The organism is Bradyrhizobium macuxiense, assembly GCF_007993935.1.
Taxonomy (GTDB): domain Bacteria; phylum Pseudomonadota; class Alphaproteobacteria; order Rhizobiales; family Xanthobacteraceae; genus Bradyrhizobium; species Bradyrhizobium macuxiense_A.
Genome location: NZ_VITY01000022.1, coordinates 33898 through 51745, shown reverse-complemented (window position 1 = coordinate 51745; position 17848 = coordinate 33898). Strand labels below are relative to the sequence as shown.

Below are 17848 nucleotides of genomic sequence, written 5' to 3'. Positions count from 1 at the left end.
GGAAAGTCATGAAGATCGATCGCAGATTTCTGCTCCGGGGCACATGCCAGGGCGCTCTGGCCGTCATGGGGCTGCCGTTCCTTGACTGCTTCCTCGACAGCAAGGGCGAGTCGCTGGCCGCGACGGGAAGGCCGCTTCCCACCCGTTTCAACACCTTCTTCTTCGGCTGTGGGCTAACCCAGCAGTTGTGGATCCCCAAGACGGGCGGCAAGGACTATGAGATGACGCCCCAGCTGAAGCCGCTGGAGCCCTATCGCGCTAAGCTGAACGTGTTCAGCGGGCTGCGGGTCCCGCTCGATGACAATCCTAATATCCAGCATTGGTCCGGCGCGGCGGCTGCCGCCACGGGCATCTCACCCACCAAGCCAAACGAGTTCGGTTCCAAGACCATCGACCGCCAGATTGCCGACGTCATTTCGCACGGGGCCCGGTTCAAGTCGATTTCCGCATCCGCCGCCGGCGATCCGAAGCAAAGCTATTCCAGCTTGGGCGGGGCTAACACTTTGCCGGCTGAGGCTTCTCCCCTTTCGCTCTATACCCGCCTGTTTGGGCCGGGCTTCCAGGATCCCACCAAGGGTGACTGGAAACCGGATCCCCAGGCCCTGATCCAGCAAAGCGTGTTGTCGGCAGTGGCAGACAACCGCAAGCGGGTCATGCAGAATCTGGGTACTGCCGATCGCGCCCGCATGGATCAGTACTTCACCTCGGTGCGCGAGGCCGAATTACAGGTGGCCGCGCAACTGCAGCGTCCTGAAATCCAGGCTGAGGTCGCCATTCCCGCTGCGCCCGCCGAGATGGTGTGCAACAATTCCCTTCCCAACCTTCGAAACGTGACGCCGTTGATGGCGCGGCTTGGCGCTCTTGCGCTCGCAACCGACCAGACCCGGGTGTTCAACCTCAGCATTTCCGAGCCCACATCCTCGATGTTCGTGCCCGGCGACTCCTTGGGGTATCATCAGTCCACCCATGAAGAGCCCATCGATCCAGTACTTGGCTATCAGCCGCAGGTAGCGCAGTACAATTTGGACTCCATGGAGCTGTTCGCCATGCTCTTGAAAGAGCTGGATACGGTTCCTGAAGGCGACGGTACGGTTCTGGATCACAGCTTGGTCTTTGCCTTTAGCGAATCGGGCAATGCCAGAGTCCATGACGCCAACGGTCTTCCCATCTTCCTGGCCGGCGGCGCCAGCGGCCGCATGAAGGCGGGTTATCACGTCGCGGGCGACAGCAGTCCCGTATCGCGCGTCGGACTGACGATCCATAGGGCTATGGGCGTGTCGCTTGACGTCTGGGGCAAGGGCTCCATGGAAATCAGGCAACCGTACACGGATTTGTTGGCGTAAGGGCGTCCGCCAAATCGATGACATCAACGGTGCATCGGCCGGGAGTTGTTGTTCGTATGTTTGCGTTGGGCTTTCGCTGTGTTGCCGCAGGTATGTGTGTAGCAATTGGTCTTGCCGTCCTGGACGCTGCCGCAGGTCCGGCAGAGGTCGCTCAAATCAAGTCCCGCCAGGGCAAGTTCCGTGACATGGGCGGTGCACTAAAGGCGATCAATGACGAGCTGAAGAAGCGAACGATTGATTGGGACAATACGGTCGCGCCTAACGCTCAGACGATCAAGGATCGCAGCGGCTACCTGCCGAACTGGTTTCCGAAAGGGAGCGGTCCGGAGTCCGGAGCCAAGACATATGCGCTCCCGGCCATCTGGCAGAACAGTGATGATTTCGTAACGTTGGGCAAAGTAGCGCAGGTCGAGGCAGCGAAGCTGAATCAGGTTGCGATCAGCAAGGACGCGAACGCACTGAAGGAGGAGGTGGAAGCGATGGGCAAGGCCTGCAAGGCCTGCCATGACAGCTATCGTTCGCCCGACTACGCAAAACAAAACGACGACTAGAGTGGCCTATGACTTCCTCTGAGATGAGCCACATGCAATCGGCCGTCGCCGACACGACGGACCTGCGAGTCTGGGACCTTCCGGTGCGCGCCATGCACTGGCTGCTCGTGATCGGGATCGGGATTTGTTGGTGGACCGGCCTTCACAATGAACTCGAATATCATCTCTATAGCGGCTATGCGATCCTGTGGATCGTGCTGATGCGTCTCTATTGGGGGCTGGTCGGCTCCTCGACCGCGCGCTTCGTCAATTTCGTGAGAGGGCCTAAGGCCGTTCTCGACTATGCCAGCACGCTGCACCGGCGCGATACGCTCCACGCCCACGGCCACAACGCGCTAGGGGCGGTCAGCATTGTTCTGATGGTGGGCTTGGTGCTGGCCGTGTTGATTCTTGGCCTGTTTGCGGTCGATGTTGACGGGCTCTATTCGGGACCCTTGTCCAGCTACGTGACCTTCAAGCAAGGCCGTCATCTCGCGCATTTGCACTACTATTGGTTCACCATTCTTCTGTGGGTGATCGCGCTGCATCTGGCGGCCATGATCTTCTACTTCATCTACAAGCGCCAAAATCTCGTTGCGCCCATGATCTCCGGCAAGCGCCGACGCAATGCGGGCGACACCGAGATGGAGATTGCACCCCTGTGGCGATTTGCGATCGGCGGGGTGATCGCCACAGCGATCGTATGGGCGGTGTCGATCGGCTTCTATTTCTGAGGAATTGAAGGACGGAACAGGTAAGGAAGAATGAAACGCAGTTTTGCTATTGGCTTTATCCTCGCCGAGTTTTTCGCTTCAGCAGGAATTAGTATTGCTGCTGACGCGCCGCCCGCCGCGGCCGCTTCGGGACCAGCCAAGCTGGCCCAAGCCTCTGACAACCTTCCAATGGTGCCGCCGGCCAAGCCGGGGGTTTTTACGGCGCAGAAGAGGGATGACAGCCGGTTTCACCTGGTAGTCGCCGGCCACAAATTCACCACCCGCAGCGATATCGAGAAGTATCTCGCCTATCGCGCCGCCGAGCTAACTATGGAGCAAAAGGCGAGCTGGTTCACACTTGCTGAATCCCGCGCCAATGGCGACACGGCACCGATGCCCAAGCGCGATCCCGCAGGTCTACGCTACAGCTTCCGCATGGACTATTTCCGGCCCGTCTGGCGCTACAAGACCAGCAGCTCCTCGGCTTGGAAGACTTGGAGCCCTTTTGCGGGCGCGGCGTTCATTTCCGATGACGCCAAAAGCATCACCGATTTCGAGGTGAGCGCCGACATCGTGCTTCACAAGGGACAGATGGACGACGCCGACCCCCTGGCTTTTGAAGCCGGAGCGGTCTCTGACCTCTTGATCAACCAAGTATCTCCGCCGGAATAACCGCAAGGACGTTCCAATGAAGATTCATCGTCGTGCCTTTACCGAAATGTTCGCCGGTCTGGCTGTCGTCGTCGCGTCACCCGCGCTGGCCCAAGGCAAGACCGTCGAGGTCTCCATGAAGAACAGTCCGAAGGGCGCGTTCGTGCCCGCGACGGTCAATATCAGCGTAGGCGACACGGTGAAGTGGACAAATCCCGGCGTCATCACCCACTCCGTCACCTTCGATCCGGGCAAGGCGACCACAGCTTCCAACGTCCTTCTGCCGGCCGGCGCGGCGCCATTCGATTCCGGCGACATGGAGGAAGATGCCACCTTCACCCATACCTTCACGGTGAAGGGCACTTACAAATATGTCTGCAAGTTTCACGAGGCAATGGGAATGGTTGGAACAGTCGTCGTGTCCTAGATCCTACCCTTGGGAGGAGAATGTTAATGGCCCCGAAAACACGTCTCATGGTTTGCACAGTGGTCGTAGTCTTGACCGGCGGGACGGCGCTGCCCGTCGCTGCTTCTTCCTGGACTCGCGGTTATGTTGTCGGGACCTACCAATATGCCTTCCGCTATGGCGGGCGGCCTGATTTTACTCGCGGCGCGGAGATCGAGCCGGGCGTTGACTGCCCGCATGGAAGCACCACTAATTTCGCGAATCCTGACCAAACCAGGATCGCGCTGGCGCGCCAGAAGTGGCGTTCCAAGCAGGAGATCGATTGGATCGTTGCCCCCCCTGGGTTGGACCAGGTCCGAGATCCGGGATTCACGCGCTTACTTATCTGGGACCGCGCCATCTCGTATCGCGGCTACAAGCCCGGCATCGAGACCTACGTCAATCCTTGGGCCGCCGATGATCCCGGCCAGCCGGAAGTGACTAGCCGCATTGCTGAAGGTTTCAATCTCGATGGCAAGATCAATCCTACTGATTTTGTCAGTCCCGATGGCGAAAAGGGGATCGACAACGCGCTGTATCGTGCTGGGGGCTGCTATGCGTCCTGGCGCGCGAGGGATCTTACCAACGCATTCTCCGCCGCCCTCCACCAGCGCTATCTGGAGGGGGGCCTCTACACCATGGTGATCCGGATTTCCGGAAACCAGGACCCGATGAACGATAGTGACGCCACCATGGAGATCGGCTATTCGCCGGACAAGATCGTTAAGGATGCCCGCGGCGGCATCGCGGTGGATTATTCTTATCGCATTTTGAAGTCAGCCCAGTATACCAAGCTCAAGGCGAAGATCAAAAACGGCGTGGTGGAAACCGAGCAGGTGGAGCATCTGCACACGCCGCGCATCGCGCGGTACTATCACCAGACCGGCGACACTAACCTTACCAAGGGCAAGATCCGTCTCAACATCGTGCCCAATGGTCTCAGCGGCACCGGTTTGATCGGTGGCTATCGCAACTGGCGCGACCTATATGTCGAGAATTCGTTTCCTTCACCCCGAGGTGCCGGTTTCGCAGACATCCAGCTTCATGAGGATCATATCGCTCTTTACTACGCCTTGCGCCGCAAGGCCGATGGTATGCTGAACCCAAAGACAGGCCAATACGATGGCATCTCGACGGCGTACCGGATCACGTTGAGTTCGGCTTACGTGGTGGACGCCGACAAGTCTGTGAAGATTCCACTACAATCCGATTTTTATCCTCCGGAGTTGTGGCGAAGGAAGGCCTTTGAGTCCCTCAAGGCCAACATTATCAAGGGCATCGAGGCCCGGATCCCGCAGGCGGTGCCGCCCGGCATACTCGAAGCAGGCTACCCTCAGTTGGAGCAAAAATTTCCCGTCGGTCTTCCCGGCAAGGACTTTTTCCTCAAGACGCTGGATCGTCCACACTATCCGGACGGCGTTGGCAGGGACGACGACGGTAACCCGATTGATGACCAGGGTGAGCGCATCGACAGTCGCGGCGACAAGCTGGATGAGGAAGGTGATCCCCTAAAGCCTCCTCAAGCCCGACAGCAAGTCAGCAACGGCGCGCCCGCCACGGCAACCATGGCGCAAGAACAATGATGGTTGGACCAGCGCCCGGATGTCGGTCATGGCTCTGTTGATACCAACCGGCTTGGTCGCAAGTGCAGACATGTCGTTGTGGGCCGCTTCGCCGGAATGGGCTAACGGATGGGCCACGGCAAACTCCGATATGCAGAGCGTTCATGAAGTAATGGCCACGGACAGCACGCCCAGCAAAGCTCTCCACGACACTCCGATCTCTGTCACGGTCTTTGGGGAGGCCAGCTGTAAGACGAAGCCTACGTAACTCAAAGGAATTCGAAATGACACCCGTAATATTTGGCGAGAGTTCGCCAGCAGCGACGCTGTGGACGTCCGTCTGGCGGACAGTGTTAGCGGCTTTGGCCTACATTGTGCTCGTGACGCATACCGCGGTGGCTGATCCCTCACAAACTGGCGGAGATGTTGTCCTCCGCACCATCTCAAGTCGAGCAGACTCAGCGAGTGGTGGCGATGTGCTGATAGAATTGCGCTCTCCGAATTCTTCTACTTGGATTGCTCACTTCAATGGGCGTGATGTCTCGTCATCGTTCCGCCCGACTAAAGCGTCGCACGCCTATGTGGCCCTTTTGGACGGACTCAAGAATGGAAAAAACATCCTTGAGATTCTGGTCGATGGAACAGTCAGGTCGACCCTCGAGATTGTTGGCCATCCTTTGGCTGGTCCCATTTTTTCAGGTCCTCACCAACAGCCGTTCATCTGTGAGACCGATGTGGATGGGCTCGGTCCTGCGATAGACAGGGACTGCAACGCGAAGACCATTGTTCAGTACTACTATAAATCCACGGAACCGGTGTCCCAGAAACCTGATATCCAATTGATACTGGCTACAATCAATCGAACAACCTCCAAAAGCCTTCCGCAAGGATTCAAGCCATACGACACCTCGGCACCGCCTCCCGCGGATATGGCAAAAACTGTTACGTCGGAGGGTAACACGGTCAATTACGTTATCCGACGGGAGTTGGGTGTGATTAATCGTGCAGTTTACGAGATACAATTCCTACATCAACCGGGCGATCCTCTTCCGACGCCGTGGGCGCGGCCGAAAGGCGGGTGGAATGGCAGGCTTGTCTATGAATTCGGTGGCGGATGTTCAGCCGGGTATCGTCAAGGCACGCTGATCCCTTCGGGGGACAATCCGCAGCTTGTTCTTGCTCAAGGATACGCGTTGGCAACCTCTACGCTCAACATCGCTGAAAACAACTGCAATGACAGAGTCTCTGCGGAGACCTTGTCGATGGTAAGAGAACATTTCATAAAATCATACGGTATGCCGGTTCACACCATTGGCTTTGGTGCATCGGGCGGAGCGATACAAGTGCACATGATTGCGCAAAATTACCCGGGCTTGCTCGATGGAATAATCCCGAAAATGAGTTTCCCGGACATGCTAACAACCGATTTGCGGCGTACCGACTGCATATTGCTCGATCGCGCTTTTAGAAACTCTGGGGATGCCTGGTCGGAACAGCAAAAAACCGCCGTATCCGGTTTTGCTACTTGGCACGACTGTCTCGAAATCGCAAGGCGCGCGCCTTCTGAAACCGCAAAAGGCAGATACACTGAGAAATGCGACGCGTCTATCCCACCGGAACTCGTTTATGATCATATCACAAATCCGACGGGCGCACGTTGTGACTACTTTAGCACTGAAAAAAACGTTTTCGGCTTTGATCGTGAGACTGGGCTGGTTCGTCGGCCGCTCGACAACATCGGTGTTCAGTATGGCCTGAGGGCCTTCAACGATGCAAAGATCAGCGCCGAGCAGTTCATCGACTTGAATGAGAACGTCGGGGGAATTGATGGCGATGGACTGATTGTATCTGCGCGAACACGGGCAAACACCGATGCGCTCAAGATTGCATATACCCAAGGGCTCGTCGTTACAGGCGGCGGAGGTCTGAGTCAGATTCCGATCATCGATTGGCGCTATTATGTCGATGACCGCGCGAACCTGCATGACGCCTTTCGATCCTACGCTATGCGTGCCCGCCTTAGCGCTGCGAATGGGGACGCCGACAATCAGGTTATACTTGTCGACCCCGCATTTGATTACTTTCATATTTCTGGAAGGCTGGATCCTAACGATGGTCAGTATTCGCGACGTGAAGGGGAGCTCATTCGCCAGATGGACCGCTGGCTGGACAATGTCTCCGCCGACGCGAGCTCCCGGACGGAGCATGAAAAGGTTGTGGCTAACAAGCCTTCAGACTTGGTCGACGGCTGTTGGACGTTGGAAGGAGAAAGAATTAGTGAGCCTGCGTCCTACGGCGGACACCGCAAATGCAACGATATCTATCCGTCGCATGCGGATCCGCGTATTGCGGCGGGCGGTCCAGTCTCTGATGACGTGTTGAAGTGCCAGCTCAAGCCTATCGACTCGGCTGAATATTTACAACCTCTGACTGCCGATCAGCTCGCCCGACTCAAGGTTGTTTTTCCATCAGGTGTTTGCGACTGGGGTCGGCCGGGCGTGGGACAGGAAATCACGAAGTCTACTTGGCGGTTCTACTGAAACGTTTCGTTTGCCCCGGACAGCAAGGTACATTACCAATGAGCGCCACCAGCAACCACCTGTCGCCGCCCGTCGCCATTCTTCGACATGCCGTGCTGCTCGTCACCGGAGCGCTCGTTCTCGTTCCCTTCATCTGGATGGTGTCGCTGTCTATCAAGCCACCGGGCGAGATATTCCGCGCGTCCTTGTCCTTCTGGCCTGCGCAGTTCTATGGCGTCGAGAACTATACCAAGGCACTGACCGAAGCGCCGCTGCCGCGCTATCTGGGCAACGGCCTGATCGTTTGTTCTTCGATCTTGGCACTGCAGATTCTCGTCGGTGCCCCGTGCGCCTACGCGCTCGCCAAGCTCCGGTTTCCCGGACGCGATCTCCTCTTTGGCCTCGTGCTGATCGGTCTGCTGCTGCCGCATCAGGTGCTCTCGCTGCCGCTCTTCATCCTCGGCTACCAGCTCGGCATCCTCAACACCTATGCAGCGCTCATCTTCCCCTATGTCGTCTCGCCTTTCGGCATCTTCCTATTCCGCCAGTTCTTCAAGACCATTCCCGACGATGTCGTGCACGCCGCCCGCCTCGATGGTCTCTCAGAACTTGCCATTGTCTGGAGGATCATGGTGCCAATGGCGCTCCCGGCTGTCATCGCCTTCTCGATCTTCTCGGTGGTCAGCCACTGGAACGATCTGTTCTGGCCGCTGATCGCGGTGCGCGACCAGTCTCTGATGCCGTCGCCGCTCGGTATCATGGCGTTCAAGAACGAGGAGGCCGGCAACGACTACGGGCCCCTCATGGCCGCGTCTACTCTCGTCGTCCTACCGCTCGTCATCGCGTTCTTCGCTGCACAAAAATGGTTTGTCGAAGGAATGACCGGAGGCGCGGTGAAATAGGAGATGCCGATGCCTCTGACATGCGGAGATGTCCTCATCGAGGGCATCGACTCGGCGGTTTTGCCATCGTCGCGCGCCGCTGCCGCCAGCAAGGCAACATTGAAGATCAGCAACCTAATCAGCTCCAACAATACGACGCTTGATGGACTTAGCGCCCAGCTATCCTCCACAAACTCGATATCGTTCCGGCCGACACAGATAGAGATTGCCGAAATTTTGACTGACGTCATGCGGCAGGTGGTCATCTAACAAAACCGAAGGCCGCATTCGCTGTTATGGCCGAACAGACCCGCAAGCGGCCTATCCCCTGACCACCCGACTAATCACTAGGAAGACACCCATGAACGCGTCGCTTCAGTCGAACGCCCTATTTCTCAACATGAGTGGCAATTTGCCGCCGAAGGTGCCCCACGTCTTTAACGATGCCTATCGCGGTGCCGTTGGAGGGGTGCTCGCCGACTTCGAGCCGAACGACCTCATCGGTGCTCACCAATTCCGCGGCAGCGAGCGCGACCGCTGCGCCGGCGCGCGTTTCGTCGCCCGTCGCCTGTCGGAGATGCCAGCACCTGACCGGATTGTCGTCGCGAACGGCACCCAAAGCATTCTCTTGATGTTGCTCGCCAGCCTCGTCGGTCGGGGCAGGCGACTGGCACTAGAGTCGCTAAGCTATCCCACGCTTCGTTCATTCGCCGACCATCTCGGCTTCGACCTCTCGCCCGTACCCATGGACGAGGAGGGCGCTCTGCCCGACGCCTTCGAAGCGATCTGTCGCGCCGATCGTCCGGCGGCCTACTACGCCATGCCCACGCTGCAGAACCCGACCACAGGGATCATGAGTGTCGTGCGCCGCCAAGCTATCGCTGAAATTTGTCGCCGGTACGGCATTGCCATCATCGAAGATGACATCTATAGCCTGCTGCCTCGGGACATGCCGCTGCCGCTATCAACCTTCGCGCCGGAGCTCTCCTGGTACATTCTCGGCACTGCCAAGTCCTTGGCAGCGGCGCTTAAGGTCGCCTATGTCGTGGCGCCGACCGCTGCTGCTGCGGCGGAGCGGTTCTGGCCCGGTGTACGCGCCACTTACTGGATGTGCGCGCCGATGAACGGCAGCGTCGTGTCGAAGCTTATCGAGATCGGCCACGCTGACCGCATCATCGAGGCGGTTCGGGCGGAGACACGCGCCCGCCAGGCAATCGTTGCCGAGCGCCTCGCCGGTGCCGACCTCCGCACCCGGCCGGACTGCCTGCATGTCTGGCTTTCGCTGCCCGACAGCCGCCCTGCAAGTGACTTTGTCTCGGAGTTGCGTGCTCTCGGCGTCGAGGTGAGCACGAGCAGCACCTACGCAATGGGAGACACGCGCCCGCCTAACGCGATCCGGTTCGGTATGGGCACGCCGCGCGACCGGGCTGATTTCGAGCGCGGGCTGAACACTATCACCAAGGTGTATTTTAAATGAGGAGAAGGGTTCCATGAAGCAGTCGACCAAACAAGCGTCCAAGATCTGGACCGATCTTGATCTCGACGCGCCTGGCAAGCAGGTCGGATATCTTCGACTGCCGCTCGCGGTGCATGATCGCTCAGGTGATGACACAGGATACAACTACGAGCCGATCCCAATCGTAACGATTCGCAACAGCGAAGGGCCAAGTGTCTTGCTGATGGCTGGTAACCACGGCAACGAGTACGAGGGTCAGGTTATCCTCATGAATCTTATCCGCAGCTTGCGCCATGAGGACGTGCGCGGACGGCTCTTGATTCTTCCGGGAGCAAACGCTCCGGCTGTTCGCGCCGATCGCCGTAACTCGCCGCTCGACGATGGGAACCTCAACCGCCAGTTTCCGGGGGACCCGGACGGCGGTCCAACATCGATGATCGCCCATTTTATCGAAAGTGAACTGTTGCCGCGCGTCAACTACGCATTTGATCTGCATTCTGGCAGTCTCAGTACCGAGTATCTTCCTTGTGCCGTGGTCGCACAACCGTCCGATCCAGACCGGCTCGACGCCGTTGTTTCCCTGCTGCGTGTCTTCGGCATGCCAACCGGCATGGTCATTGACCACTCGACCGGCGGTGATAGAGCGCTGATCGGCGCCTGCCGACGTCAGGGAGTCCAACATCTATCGACCGAGTTGGGTGGTGGAGGTTGGGTGAACGCCTCCGCCGTGGAAATGGCCGAACACGGATTGGCTCGGCTTCTCCACCATATCGGGACTACGATCCGCCCTTTAACCGACCGTTCGCCGTCGGAATGTCGCGTGGTGCACCGCGTCCCTACGCCCGACTATATTTACGCCGACACGAGCGAGCGAGGCCTGTTCGAGCCGCTCGTCGGGCTCGGTGATGACGTCGTCGCCGGACAGCTTGTCGGCAGGATTCACTTCACCACTAGCCCTTGGCGTGAGCCGGAAAGAGTCGTTGTCAAAACTGGCGGCATCGTGCTCACCCGCCGGATTCCTGCCCGAACCGGTCGCGGCGACTGCCTCTTTGCACTCGGTCGCGACTGGTCATCGACGGCTTCAACATACAAGAACTGAATAGAAGAGGACGAGCATGAAGACTCAAGATGGAAATCGGACGCGGTCGTGCGGCGGTACCCCGGCTTGACCCAAGGGGGCCCGACCTGCACCCTCCTTGCGCAATCGCTGCCGTCAGCGAGGTGGTTATGGAGACCGTCACAGTGTCATCCGCGCGCGGGCCAACGCGCTTACGCGCTTAGGGCGAACGCGCGAGTGCAATAGGAGCGGATGAGACTGTCATGTGCTTACGAGACTTGCTGTCGGCGTGCACGCTGCTGTTGGCCCTCCCAGTAGCGGCCGGCGTCACGTCAATTGATGTCGCGCCGTTCATTTGTTGATGCCGGATGGCAACATCGCGGGCTTTCGCAAGGAGCATCCTGAGATCGAGGTTCGCAGTCGCCAGCGCACGAGTACGACGATCTGACCAAGTGCCTTGTGCAAGGTGCCGTTATCGGCTCCGTGTCGGACGTGATCTTCCAAGGCTACAACCAATCACGCTTAGCCACTCAACGTGGTGGTCTGCTGGTGTCACTCACGCTACTCCACGCCACTGACAAGGAACTGGGTCAACCAGAACTACCGCGCGATCTCGGACGCACTCTGCCGTCATGACGGCGAGTTCTACGGTCTGCCGTTCATTGTCGCAATGCCGATCATTAATCCGAACCTCGTCCGGGACGCAGCCGGTGATCCGAACGCGTGCCGCACAACCTTGCATTGAAACCCAGCTCGCGACGAAGATCACGCTTCGCCCGGTTGCAACCGAATCGGCGGCTTCTTGGATTACACGGCGCCGGCAATTGACCTTCATACCCATCGCTGCTCTTTTGGTTGGCCGCATGTGCGCGATCTGAAATACTCGGTGAATGTCATCCAACTGTAGAGTGCGAACTCTTCTAAGGCACCGCAAATTACGAACACTCCAAGCGAGATACGCGACCTCATACCGTGCTTGGCAAAGCCTACGTGTTGATTGACAGCATCCAAAAGAATTGCGGTCAGATATCTGTGTTTCCCCTGGGGACACGGGGAGTCAGCAGGATTGCGCATCCCGGCCGGGCTCGAGTCACAGGATGATCGGCCGACACGTTCAGCGACTGGTGCAGCGGGCACCTTTGGCATCGGCTTCGGCAAACACGCCAAAGTAGCTAATCCAACTCGGCTCCCACCACGGAGTCTTGTCTTGGCCAACTTGCTATACGGTCGCTCCGTTCGGCTTTGACTCGAGATAGGTCTCAGGTCGCAAGACAACGGCTGGTCGAACTCCGGTGATCAAGGCCCTTGCCAACGGCGTTACGGCCAATTCGCGCGCGATCTCCGACTGAGTGCCCGCCACAATCACCGAACGCGGAACGAATCATCGCATCCGCGCAACCTCGCATCCAATTATTCGATGAGCGTCATCCAACTGTGTAATTCCAGAGCCAATAGGACGGTCCAACGAGGCTTTGGACCGTTGAGCACGAGGCGGTTCAGTGGGAAAACAGAGGGGCTACAGATGCGAGTGTCGAGTACCGCAGACCGGCGGCGGATCAAGCGCCGCTTTATCGACGCCGCTCTTTGGTTGGCTGCGAGCGTTCCACCGGTGGCGGGGGTGACAGGTGCGCATGCGCAGACGACTGATCTCGGGACTGTCCAGACGTCCGACAGTGCTAGCGATGTCAATTCGGCGGTGTATCAAGCGCCGACGACAACGCCGTTGACGGTGACACAGCCGACCTCCGTCATCGACAAGCATTATATCGAGAACAACATTCCACAGACCGCCAACTTCGATAAGGTCATTAGTGTTGCGCCGAGCGTGATGGTCCAGCCGAGCGGAAAGGGCGGCGACGATGCCACCATCTCGATCCGCGGTTTCCAGAACGGCCAGTTCAACGTGACGCTCGATGGAATTCCGATGCGGTCCTACAGCCAAACCAATCGCAGCGGCACGTTCATCATGACGAACGATCTGGGGCAGGTCTCCGTCGACCGTGGCCCAGGTACGGCATCGAACGTGGGTGACGCGACGTTCGGCGGCACCGTGGCGCTCCAAACCAAGTCGCCAATGTCGACCTCGGCAATAACGGCGACCACGAGCTACGGCAGCTTCAACACGCAGCTCTATGGCCTCCAGCTCGATTCCGGCAAGATCGCAAGTACGAACGGCGCGTCGCTCTTCCTCGACACACAGTTCACAAAGAGTGACGGCTATTACACGAACACTGCCAAGGAGCGGGAAAACGCGGCATTGAAGTTCGTGCAGCCGCTCAGCGACAACACCACGCTTACCTTTGTATCGATCTACAATAATGAGACGCGAAACTATTTTTCGGGCGCGTCGCTCGCCCAGATTGCGGCCTACGGCCCGAACTATGGACTGTCCTCCTCCCCAAACCAGCAGAACTACGCGGGCTACAACTTTTGGAATATCAAGACCGATTTCGATTACCTCGGCCTCCAGTCCGACTTTGGCGACGGCTGGCATCTCGAGAACAAGGTCTACACCTACGGCTATTACCAAGCGCCCTACCTTGTGGGGGCGGATGTCAGTGGCAATTCCGGTCTTGGCACGGTCCTCGGCGTCAACGATGTTCCGGGCAATTCCGGTCCTGTAAACTACCGCTCCTATGGCGATGTGATCGCGATTGCCAAGGAACTTCCTGACGGAGCCGTGAAGATGGGGGCCTGGGCGGAGCACCAGCCCAGCTATCGCGGGTGGTTTAACGTCGACATGACGCTGGCGCAGAAATACATCTCCACCAACTTTAGCCAGAACCTCGCCTTGGACACCGTGCAGCCGTATGTGGAAGGCGACTGGAAGCCGCTGCCTGGCCTGACGATTACGACCGGCGCGAAATATGCCTATGTCAAGCGCAGCTACGATTCGCTCGTCGATCCGAACACCCACGGGCCGCTGGATTACTCCCAGACTTGGGCGAAGGCTCTGCCTTCGCTCGCCGCGAACTACAAGCTGTCGCCCAACTGGTCGGTTTATGCGCAGGCCGCGGAGGGGTTCTTGACCCCACCCGCTGCTTTGCCCGGCAGCGCCAATGTCCAACCGCAAACGACTTGGAACTATCAGGTTGGCACGAGCTATCAGAGTCAGAGTTTCACGCTTGCTGGCGACGTCTATTACATCGACTTCCAGAATATGATCGCATCGCGGAGCATTGGCGGCGTCACCAACTACTTCAACCAGGGGGGGGTAACCTACAAGGGTATCGAACTCGAAGGAACGGTTCACGTCGGCAACGGCTTCAGTGTTTTCGGCAATGGCAGCCTTAACAGTGCCAAGAGCGTCCAGACTGGGCAATGGATTGCACAGGCGCCCAACGCGACCCTTGCAGCCGGCCTGATCTACGAACAGGGCAACTGGCACGCCTCGCTGACGGACAAATGGGTCGGTTCCCGGTTTGGTGACGTCGGGCAAAAGCAACCGCTGTCACCGTTCAATCAGCTCGACATGGCTGTCACCTACAAGGTCAAGAACCCTCTGCCCAATCTGGCAGCGGTGACTGCAAAATTCGGGATCAGCAATATCCTCGATAGTCGAACGATCGTAGATTTCGGCGGCTATTCCGGCAAGTTGCTGACGCCGCTGTTCTACACGCAGATCGGCCGGAACATCTATAGCAGCCTGACCGTGCAGTTCTGACGCCAATCATCATCGAAGGAATTAGACATGACTCTGGATCGTCTCACCGAGCTCGCGGCGCAGTCCGACGGCAATCTCTATGTGATGGCCGTCCTGTTACTAATCGCGCTCACCGTGATTACCGATCGCTTCTGGTACCTTGGCCGGACCATCCGGTGCGGAAAGTACGTCACCAGAACCGTCTCGCGATTCACGCACCTGGACCGGAAGACGCTTGCAGACCTCGTCGAGGAATCGCCACGGCTGCCACACTGTGCCTTGCTAAAAGTGCCGCTGCATCATTCCGAGCTGAAGGACGCGCATCGGCCGACAAATGGGTCGGCAGGCGCTTTGGCGATGTCGGGGAAAAGCCGCCGCTATTACCGTGCAATCAGCTCGATATGGCCATGGCCGTCACCTACAAGGTCAAGATCCCCTTGCCTAATTTGGCCGCAGTGACCGCAAACTTTGGAGTCGACAACATCCTCGATAGTCGTTCGATCGTAGACCTTACCGGTCGTTCCGCCGTATCGCTGACGCCGCCGTACTACACACAGATTGGCTGGAACATCTACAGCAGCCTGACTGTGCAGTTCTGACGCCAATCATCATCGAAGGAATTAGACATGACTCTGGATCGTCTTACCGAGCTCGCGGCGCAGTCCGACGGCATTCTCTATGTGATGGCCGTTATGCTGCTCATCGCGCTCACCGTGATCATCGATCGCTTCTGGTATCTCGGCCGAACCATTCGCCACGGAAAGCGCGTGACGCGCATCGTTGCGAAACTCGCCCATCTTGACCGGAAGTCGCTCGGAGACCTCGTCGAGAAATCGCCTCGGTTGCCGCACCGCGCCTTGCTGGAAGTGCCGCTCCAGCATCCCGAGCTGAAGGATGCGCATCGGTTGTCGGAACTCTTGGAGGAAGCGATCCTCTGGCAGGTGCCCAGCCTGGACAGCCGGTTGTGGCTGCTCGACACCATCGTAACGCTAGCACCGCTGCTGGGCCTGCTCGGCACCATCGCCGGCATGGTCAAGGCGTTTGCGGTTCTCGGCGACGCCGGCAGTGCGCCCGCCCAGATTACTGGTGGCGTGGGAGAGGCACTGATCGCGACGGCGTGCGGGCTGCTCATCGCCATCATCGGTCTCGTCTGCTTCAACAGTCTGCACAACTGGACGCGACTCATCGTCCATCAACTCGAGACCTTGAAGGTTTCGATGGTCAATCGCCTTGACGCACCCCGGGTAACAACTGCGGAAAGGCGCACTTCCGGTCATGCGATCCACCCTGTCGCGAATGTGGGACACTGACCGATGCGTTATCTGGAGATGCGGAAAGCCCGCATAGAAATCATCCCGATGATCGACATCATGCTATTTCTGCTGGTGTTCTTCATCATGATCACGCTGCGGATGATTCCCGCGACGGGCATCGCCTCACAACTTCCTCAAAGCAGCACCACGCAAGACCTGCCCCACCCGAAGATCGTCGTCACGTTGTTTACCGACGGCAGCATTGAGACGGATGGCCAAAAATTGTCCATCGACGAGCTGGCGGCCAAATTGGCCAACGAGCCCGACCGCGAGAAGGCCGCCGTCACCATCGCGGGAGCGGGCACCGCCACGCTGCAGAATGTGCTCGCTGTCATGGATGCATGTCGCAAGGCGGGCATCGTCCAGGTCGGACTCGCGGCCAAGGATGCCCGGTAGGGGTACAATAGTTATGAGCATTGCGACGGCCGATCATTTCAACCCACCACACGAGCGCTCCGCGCTGCCCGTTTCGTTTGCAGCTGCGCTCTTGGTCGAGGGGCTCTGTGTTCTCGCCATCGTGGGCTGGTTGACCCAGCACCCGGCACGGCAGGAGGCGGCAGCGTCGACGATGCAGATCTCGCTCGAGACTGTTGCGCCCACGGCGAGCGAAGCGCCGGCAGATCCGCCTCCCATGGTTTCTGAGGCTCCGCCGGCGCCTGAAGATCCGCTGATCCCTCCACCGCCGACGGAGGTTCCGCCGGAACCGACTCCCCCGCAACCGGAAACGACTCCGCCACCGGAAGCTCCTCGACCGCCTCCGAAGCCAGAGGCACCGGCCGCGCTGCGGACGCCGAAACCGCCGCCGCAGGCCCATCGCAAACCGGCCGCGCGCCCGGCGCAGCAACAAGCAGCGGCTAGCGCGGCGCCGAGCGCGGCCGCGATGTCGAGCTTTCAAGGCCAGCTCCGGCGAGCCGTCGAAAGCGCGCTGATCTATCCGACATCTGCGCGCGCCTCAGGCCAGCATGGTCGCGCGCGCGTGACGTTCGATTATCTGGACGGACGCGTATCGGCGGTCAGCTTGGCCCAATCAAGCGGCTCTCCGGTTCTCGATCAGGCGGCAATAGCTACGGTCAGGAGCGCGCACTATCCGCTACCACCGCCGGAGATGAGCCACCGAACGCTTCATCTCGGCATCTTCGTCGAATTCAAAGGAGGGATGTGATGGCGAGCATAGCATTGAGCGAACGCTGCAGTTTAGCCTTTCGTCGTTGCAATGGCCTGACGCATTTCTGTTGCTTAGTTGCATCGCACGAGAACCCAAGACGATCACGTCGATCTCTTTGGTGACACTGCGACTGAGTATCCATGGGGACAGATCGAGTTCGGCCGGACGCGGAGGGAATCAGCGGACCACAGAGTCGCCGCTCGGCCTGTCGTTTACAATTGTGACGTAGCGCGGCAGGCCGCAACGCGTACAGGATTCAGCGAGCCCACCTCAAGGCAGAAGGCAGCGCGGATGCAGAGCTAAGTTATCGCGCATCATGCACGCGGCCAAACGCAATAGGCAAGCTCATAGCGATGCTCCTGCAAGTTCTGATGAGGACGTTGAAGACGTTGAAGTAACGACGTTGGTATCCGTGTTCATTGACAGCACCCGAATACGCTCGGAAAGTTGCGGTTGTTCTGCCCGCGATCTGCTTATGGGCATGCTGCTCATAGGCCTGCGGCCACGACGGCAAAGCGGCGGACGTTTGCTTTGGTGGGGACGGCGGCAGCGCATATAGCGTCAGTTTAT

16 protein-coding genes are annotated in these 17848 nt (G+C 58.7%); all 16 read left to right on the top strand.

Annotation, left to right across the window (positions count from 1 at the left end; genetic code table 11):
* The first annotated feature begins 8 nt into the window (after positions 1-8).
* The 16 genes from FBZ93_RS38035 to FBZ93_RS37960 all read left to right on the top strand — a co-directional run bounded on the left by FBZ93_RS38035 (position 9) and on the right by FBZ93_RS37960 (position 17275).
* A complete protein-coding gene (locus tag FBZ93_RS38035) occupies positions 9-1343 on the top strand; it encodes a DUF1552 domain-containing protein (RefSeq protein ID WP_146992705.1) in 1335 nt (444 codons plus the stop codon).
* A 56-nt stretch (positions 1344-1399) separates the two neighbouring features.
* The gene (locus tag FBZ93_RS38030) at positions 1400-1894 is read left to right on the top strand and encodes a c-type cytochrome (RefSeq protein WP_167529418.1); all 495 of its coding nucleotides are present in this window, start codon (positions 1400-1402) and stop codon (positions 1892-1894) included.
* An 8-nt stretch (positions 1895-1902) separates the two neighbouring features.
* Positions 1903-2607, top strand: coding sequence for a cytochrome b/b6 domain-containing protein (locus tag FBZ93_RS38025; RefSeq protein ID WP_146992701.1), 705 nt, complete (start codon positions 1903-1905; stop codon positions 2605-2607).
* A gap of 30 nt (positions 2608-2637) precedes the next feature.
* A complete protein-coding gene (locus tag FBZ93_RS38020) occupies positions 2638-3258 on the top strand; it encodes a CC0125/CC1285 family lipoprotein (protein WP_146992700.1) in 621 nt (206 codons plus the stop codon).
* 16 nt (positions 3259-3274) lie between these two features.
* Positions 3275-3664, top strand: coding sequence for a cupredoxin domain-containing protein (locus tag FBZ93_RS38015; RefSeq protein WP_146992698.1), 390 nt, complete (start codon positions 3275-3277; stop codon positions 3662-3664).
* A 26-nt stretch (positions 3665-3690) separates the two neighbouring features.
* The gene (locus FBZ93_RS38010) at positions 3691-5265 is read left to right on the top strand and encodes a hypothetical protein (protein ID WP_146992696.1); all 1575 of its coding nucleotides are present in this window, start codon (positions 3691-3693) and stop codon (positions 5263-5265) included.
* Positions 5266-5528: 263 nt separating this feature from the next.
* On the top strand, positions 5529-7784 hold the full coding sequence (locus tag FBZ93_RS38005; protein ID WP_146992694.1) for a DUF6351 family protein: 2256 nt from the start codon (positions 5529-5531) through the stop codon (positions 7782-7784).
* Positions 7785-7822: 38 nt separating this feature from the next.
* Positions 7823-8665 (top strand): carbohydrate ABC transporter permease, encoded by an 843-nt coding sequence (locus FBZ93_RS38000; RefSeq protein ID WP_146992692.1) that lies wholly within the window; start codon positions 7823-7825, stop codon positions 8663-8665.
* A 3-nt stretch (positions 8666-8668) separates the two neighbouring features.
* Positions 8669-8914 carry a hypothetical protein gene (locus tag FBZ93_RS37995; protein ID WP_167529417.1) on the top strand — a complete coding sequence of 82 codons (246 nt, stop codon included), beginning with the start codon at positions 8669-8671 and terminating at the stop codon, positions 8912-8914.
* A 91-nt stretch (positions 8915-9005) separates the two neighbouring features.
* Positions 9006-10121: a PLP-dependent aminotransferase family protein gene (locus FBZ93_RS37990; protein ID WP_146992688.1), complete on the top strand. Its 1116-nt coding sequence runs from the start codon at positions 9006-9008 to the stop codon at positions 10119-10121.
* A 13-nt stretch (positions 10122-10134) separates the two neighbouring features.
* Complete coding sequence (locus FBZ93_RS37985) at positions 10135-11199, top strand: succinylglutamate desuccinylase/aspartoacylase family protein (protein WP_146992687.1); 1065 nt, start codon at positions 10135-10137, stop codon at positions 11197-11199.
* 1480 nt (positions 11200-12679) lie between these two features.
* A complete protein-coding gene (locus tag FBZ93_RS37980; RefSeq protein ID WP_167529416.1) occupies positions 12680-14821 on the top strand; it encodes a TonB-dependent receptor in 2142 nt (713 codons plus the stop codon).
* Positions 14822-15207: 386 nt separating this feature from the next.
* Positions 15208-15399, top strand: coding sequence for a hypothetical protein (locus FBZ93_RS37975; protein WP_146992683.1), 192 nt, complete (start codon positions 15208-15210; stop codon positions 15397-15399).
* Positions 15400-15426: 27 nt separating this feature from the next.
* Positions 15427-16110: a MotA/TolQ/ExbB proton channel family protein gene (locus FBZ93_RS37970; protein ID WP_146992681.1), complete on the top strand. Its 684-nt coding sequence runs from the start codon at positions 15427-15429 to the stop codon at positions 16108-16110.
* Between the two features lie 3 nt (positions 16111-16113).
* Positions 16114-16509: an ExbD/TolR family protein gene (locus FBZ93_RS37965; protein ID WP_146992679.1), complete on the top strand. Its 396-nt coding sequence runs from the start codon at positions 16114-16116 to the stop codon at positions 16507-16509.
* 13 nt (positions 16510-16522) lie between these two features.
* Positions 16523-17275 carry an energy transducer TonB gene (locus FBZ93_RS37960; protein ID WP_146992677.1) on the top strand — a complete coding sequence of 251 codons (753 nt, stop codon included), beginning with the start codon at positions 16523-16525 and terminating at the stop codon, positions 17273-17275.
* Positions 17276-17848 lie beyond the last annotated feature (573 nt).